At 76.9% G+C, this 6,059-nt stretch carries 3 protein-coding genes; 1 reads left to right on the top strand and 2 read right to left on the bottom strand.

All coding sequences use genetic code 11. The features are described 5' to 3' along the window. Nucleotides 1–2,323, bottom strand: a 2,323-nt coding sequence (locus tag AB0J72_RS58730) for an AAA family ATPase (RefSeq protein WP_363417955.1), incomplete at its 3' end; no start/stop codon positions are given. A 209-nt stretch (nt 2,324–2,532) separates the two neighbouring features. Between AB0J72_RS58730 and AB0J72_RS58725 the strand changes: the two genes are divergently transcribed. Then, nucleotides 2,533–3,795, top strand: a complete 1,263-nt coding sequence (locus AB0J72_RS58725; RefSeq protein ID WP_363417952.1) for a discoidin domain-containing protein — start codon at nt 2,533–2,535, stop codon at nt 3,793–3,795. Nucleotides 3,796–3,821: 26 nt separating this feature from the next. On the opposite strand, the gene AB0J72_RS58720 is transcribed toward AB0J72_RS58725, so the two are convergent. Then, the coding region (locus tag AB0J72_RS58720) for a LuxR C-terminal-related transcriptional regulator (RefSeq protein ID WP_363417949.1) at nt 3,822–6,059 on the bottom strand (2,238 nt) is incomplete at its 5' end.

Below are 6,059 nucleotides of genomic sequence, written 5' to 3'. Positions count from 1 at the left end.
GCGTTCGCCTTCGACGGGCCGCCGCGGGCGGGGCGGGGCGGGGGGCGGCCGCGGCGGCGGCCTCGAGGGCGAAGCCGTGGTACCCGAGCGCGTCGAACCGGTCCGCCACCCGCAGCAGCGGCGCCGCCCGGCCGCGCAGCAACGCCTCGGCGTGCTCGGCGAACAGGTCGAACAGCGGGCTGTCGCAGCGGGCGGCGGCGTCCCGCAGCCGCCGGACGGCCGCCGCGGACCGGGCGGGTGCCAGCCGGACGTGCAGGTACGCGCACTCGACGCCGGTCGTGAGCCGGCCCGCGGCGAGGTACCGCTCGGCCAGCCGGTCGGCGCGGTCGGCGGCGTGGGCATGCCGGCCGCCGTAGGCGAGGACGAGCACCCGGTCCAGCTCGACCCGGTCGCACAGCGTGCTGCCCGGGGCCACCCGGTCGTCGAGCGCGGCGAGGATCCGGCCGGCCCGGTCCGCCTCGCCGAGCGCGGCCAGGCACACCGCGTACTGCCCGGCGATGAACACCCGCACCGGGAACGGCGTCCGCTCGTCCGCCAGCGCGTACGCCTCGCGCAGCGCCGGCAGTGCCCGCGCCGGCCGGCCAGACCACCACTCGGCGACGCCGACGGCGTACGCGGCCACTGCGGCCTCCTCGACGCAGGACCGCCGCAGCGCCCCCGCGTAGTGCCGCCGGGCCAGCGCGAGCCCCTCGCCGAGCCGGCCGGTCAGGACCAGCGCATACGCCTGGCAGGCCCGGGTCGACATGCGGACCGCCGTCCAGACCGCCGGCGCCGGTTCCGGGTCGCGCTCGGTGCACACCTGTCCCGGTCGCCCGCGGAAGGTCAACAGGTAGGTCCGCAGCGCCTCGGCGACGTCCCGGATCAGCGGCCCGCCGCCCCGCGCGTCGACCGGCGTCCCGGCTCCGCCGGTGAAGAGCGCGACGGCCTGTGCGGCGATCGTGAGCTCCACCGAGCCGTCGGGGCGTGGCACATGCTGCCGGGCCCGCTCGACCTCGGCCGCCGCCTCGTCGGTGCGCGACAGTCCCCAGAAGAGGTTCAGCACGCGGGTGGCCGCGGCGCGCGGATCGTCGGGCCGGTCGAGGCACAGCCGGCACAGGATCCGCTCGGCCGCACCGGCCCGGCCCAGCGCCACCAGCGCCTCGGCGTGCAGCAGGGCGCCGTCGCGGCCGGGCACGTGCCGGGCCAGCCGGGCAGCGAGCGCCGGACGCCCGGTGCCGAGCGCGGCCCCGGCCGCGGCCAGCAGTGTGGCCGGCGGGACGGGCTCGGCCGCCTCCAGCCGCCACCACGCCTGCAGCGGTTCTCTGGGCCGGTCGCCGTCCGCCGGGTCGGCGGCCCGCACGAGGTCGCGGAAGAGCCGGCGGCGGCGCAGTGACCCGACGGACGGCAGGACGCCCTCCACCTGCAGCGGGTGCGCCGGGCGCAGTACCGTGCCCGCGGCGCCGGTCGTCCGCACGACCCGCCCGGCGCTGACGAGCGCGTCGAGCGCGGGACCGGCGACCACCGCGCGCAGGACCGCCTCGGGCAGCGGTCCCGCCACCGCCAGGTACTCCAGCACCTCGGAGCCGCCGTCCGGCAACAGCTCCGCGTCCACCGCCACCAGGTCGCGCCAGCGACGGGGATCGCCGACCGCACCGCGCCAGGACCACACGTCCCGGACGGCGACGAGCCGGCCGCAGGTGAGCCCGACATCGACCAGCCGGCGCAGCACGAGCGGGTTGCCCCGCGCCGCGCGCCACAGCCCGCGAACCGTCATCCCGTCGACCGGGCCGCCCAGCGCACCGGTGAGCAGGGCCTCCGTGGCCCGCAACGGCAACGGCCGCAGCGGCAGCTCCACGACCGGTCGCCGCTGCCACCAGCGCGGGCCGGCACCGGCGTCGGGTCGCGCCGTGAGCAGCAGGCCAGCGCCGGTCCGCTCGGCCAGTTCGTGGACGAGCGCGGCGTCCGCCGGGGTCAGGCGGTCCGCGTCGTCGACGCCGAGAACCGCCGGGCGGCCCCCGGCGAGCGCGCGCAGCGCCCGCGCCGCAGCGGCGACCGACGGCGCCTCGGCCAGGGAGGAGCCGGCGCCGGCGTCCGCGAGCAGTGCCGCAACGGCCGGCGGGGCGACCGGGGAGGCGGTGGCGGCAGTACGGGCGACGAGCGCGCCGCCCGTGCCGCAACGGTCGAGGACCACCCGGGCCAGTCGCGACTTGCCCAGTCCGGCCTCGCCGGTGACCACCACGGCGGAGGACCGCCGCAGCAGTTCGACGGCGCGCCGGGCGATGTCCGCGCGGCCCACGAGCGGCCAGCGCTCCACGGCCGCGGACACCTCGGCCGCCGTGGTCACCGGAGTCTCCCCGGCAGTGCGGCACGGCGATTGAGTACGGATCGCTCATGACCGGCGCCCGCCGCCGGGACGACGGTGAAGGCACGGTGCGCAGGTGTCGCGTCGTGTAGCCCACCCGAACGGAGGCCGTACCCATGCCCACAACCGCACCCCGATCCAGACCCGGACCCGACCGCGCACCCGCACCGGGGCGCCGGGCGCTGCTCGGGATGACCGTCCTGGCGCTGGCCGCCACGACCGTGCTCACCGCGGCGGCGGCCGGGCCCGCGGCAGCCGCGACCGCGATCGGCAACGACGTCGACGGCGTCGCCATGATGTACCCGACGAAGGCCGGCGGGCAGGAGTGGCGACTCGACGACAACCCGGCCGCCGACGATCAGCTCGACGGTCCGTCGCTCAAGCGCAACCCGGACGGCACCTTCAAGGTGACCGAGCCGGACACCAGACTGGGCGTGTTGAGCGCCACCTACGACCACGACGACGAGGACGACCTGGTGTGGTCGCAGCCGACGCTGCGCAGGGTGGGGTATCAGCACGACGCGTCCGACTGGCGCGACGTGGAGCTCACCGGCTACGTCCGGCTCAACAAGACCTCCGACACCAATGAGGAGTTCACCTGGTACGCCCGCGGCGCCCGGCACACCGGAAACGGCGACACCCCGCAGACCTGCTGGGGTACGGCGTACAAGGCGAACCTGCGCTACCGCGACGGCGCCACGCGGTGGCAGAAGGAGCTGTTCCACGACGGCGGTGACGGCTACGCCAGCGGCTCCTGGCAGCACTCCGGAGCATCGGTGCAGGGCAAGCTCGTCGGCTTCAAGGCCGTCATGTTCAACACCCCCACCGGGGTGCGGATGGAGACGTACCTGGACCGTTCCAACACCAACACCTGGACCGCGGTCGCGTCCTACGACGACCAGGGCGGCTGGGCGATCGACGAGGACAACCGCTGCGGTGGCACCCGCGACGAGGTGGTCCGCTGGGGCGGGCCGATCGCGACGCTCCGGTGGGATCTCGCCTCCGACGTCGACGTGACCCGCCTCAGCGTCCGGGAGATCGACCCTCGGGCCACGTGCAACCGTGCGCAGCCGGTGGCCGGGGTGTCGGCCAGCACCTACGAGGCCGTCAACCCACCGCAGAACGCCGTCGACGGCAACCTGACCACCCGCTGGTCCGGCTACGGCTTCGGCGCCTACCTCACCGTCGACCTCGGCACCCAGCGCACCATCTGCGGCGCCGGCGTCGCGTGGCACCGGGGGAACCTGCGCTGGAACGACTACACCATCTACACATCGGTCGACAACGTGACCTACGTGAAGGCCTGGGAAGGCCGCAGCAGCGGCACCACACTCCAGCCCGAAGTCACCGGGTTCCCCGCCCGCCAAGCCCGCTACGTGAAGTACGCCTGGTGGAACAACGCCGAAGGCAACGGCTGGGCCAGCATCACCGAAGTCACCGCACTCAGCGCGTAAGGACCGTGCCCCGTCCCGGCCGGTGGTCATCCGGCGGCCGTCCGGGACGCGGGCGCGGCCAGCACCCGGGCGAGGCCGTCGCGGCCGGTCACGCCGAGCTTGCGGTACACGCGGTAGAGGTGGTTGCCGACGGTCCGCACCGACAGCCGCAGCTGCTGGGCGATGGCGTCGTTGGGCAGGCCGGTGGCGGCCAGGTCGGCGATCTGGCGTTCCCGGCCCGTCAGCGCGGCCGGCCGGGCGACACCCTCCGCCCACGGCGGCACGAAGCCCTCGCACCGCTCCCCCAGCGTCGCGAGCAACGGCCGGAACCTGCTGTCGCGCACCGTCCCCTCCAGCCGGACGCCGGATGCCGCGGCCTCCAGCGCGACCGCCACGTAGCCCAGCCCGGCCAGGCCTTCGCAGGCGGCGGCGAGCCGGTCCGAGTCGCGTCGCACCAGCGCCTCGACGTGGTCGGCGAAGAGCACGAACAGCGGGCTGTCGGCGCGGTCCGCGGCCAGCCGCAACGCCGCGGCCACCGAGGCACCCGGCCGTAACCGACCGGCCAGGTACAGGCTGTCGGCGGCGCTGGTGAGCCGGTTCAGAGCGAGGTACCGCTCGCCGAGCGCCGCGGCGAGCCGGGCGCCGCCGATGGCGTCACCGGCGTGGGCCCGGCACCGCGCCTCCGCCATGTCGAGGTGCCCGGTGAGCACCGAACCGGACGGTAATCGCGCGCGCATGTATCGCACCGCCGAGGCGGCCGCCGCGCCGCGGCCGAGCGCGGCCTGGCAGGCGGCGTACTCGCTGAACACGTACGTCTGGATGGGGAACGGGGTGTGCTCGTCGACGAGGGCCCGGGCCTCCCGCAGGTACGGCAGCGCACGCGCCGGCCGTCCGGCCCACACCTCGCAGACCCCCAGCTCCAGCGACAGCATCGCCACCTCCGACGCGGCGCCGCGGGTCAGCGCCGCCCGGTGGTACGCGCGCCCGGTGGACAGCGCGGCGGGCAGCTCGCCGGCCATGGCGAGCGCATGGACGTGACAGGCGGCGGCCGCGCCGCGCATCGACGCCCACGCTCGGGGCGCCGCCAGGTCGCCGTCCCGGAACCCGGCGACGACCCGGGCCGGGGCGCCGGCGAAGACCGCGGCGTACGCGCGGATCGCCGACGCGGCGCCGCCGACGACGCTGTCGGTGACGCCGTCGAGCAGGGTCCCGTCGCCGTGGCCGGCACCGAACACGGACAGCGCCAGGGCGGCCACACCGAGCCGCGGGTCGTCGCGCTGCTCCGCGGGCAGGGTCCGGCGGGCCCGGTCGACGACCGCGGCGGCCAGCTCCGGCCGGCGCAGGCCCCAGAACAGGTTGAGGGCGCGCAGCGCCGCCAGGCCGGCGCGGTCGGCCGCCGGCAGGTGCTCGTGCTCCCCGTCGAGCAGGACCTCGGCCGCGACCGCCTTGTCCTGGGCGACGAGCGCACCGGCCAGCACCTCCACCCCGGCCGCGCCGGCGCTGCGCGCGAGGGACTCGGCCCGGACCGCGTCGCCGCGGTCCAGGGCGTCACGGGCGGCGCGCAGGATGTGCGGCACGGGCACCCGCTCCTTGGCCGCCAGGCGCCACAGCACGGACCGCAGGTGCGCGCCGGGGCCGGGCATGCCGGCCGCGTCGACCGCCTCGGCCAGCCGCCGGTAGACCTCCCGGCGCTCCCGGGCCGTGGCGGTGGCCCGCATCAGCTCGCCGTACAGCGGGTGGCCGCAGCGCACCAACAGCCCGTGGGCGGAGCGGTCGACCCGGATCAGCTGCCGCCGCTCCAGCGCTTCCAGGACCGGCAGCGGTGCCAGCGTCTCCAGCGCGTCGGCGCACATCGGCTCGCCGTGCGCCACGTACCGCAGCGCGGCGCGCTCCTGCGTGTCGAGGCGGCGCAGGACGTCGGCGACGAGGTCGCGCAGGCCCTGGTGGGAGCAGATCGTGCCGTGCCAGCGCCACACCCCGTCGACCGGGCGCAGCTGCCCCGCGGCGAGCCCGGCGTCGACGAGATGGCGCAGGAACAGCGGGTTTCCGCCGGTGATGCCGGCGAGGCGGCCGAGGGTGAGCCGGTCGACCGGGCCGCCGAGCGCGGCGCGGATCAGCGCGTCGACCGCCGCCGGTCGCAGCGGGCCGATCGAGACCCGCTGCAGCGTCGGCCGGGCCCGCAGCGCACGCAGCGCCGGGGCGTCCATCGCCTCGGGCCGGGCCGTCACGAGCAGCTTGGCGGGCACGGCGCCGGCAAGGTGCTGCACGAGGGCGGTCGACGCGGC

The organism is Dactylosporangium sp. NPDC049742 (genome assembly GCF_040674675.1).
Lineage (GTDB): Bacteria > Actinomycetota > Actinomycetes > Mycobacteriales > Micromonosporaceae > Dactylosporangium > Dactylosporangium maewongense.
This window is presented reverse-complemented; position numbering and strand designations above follow the sequence as displayed.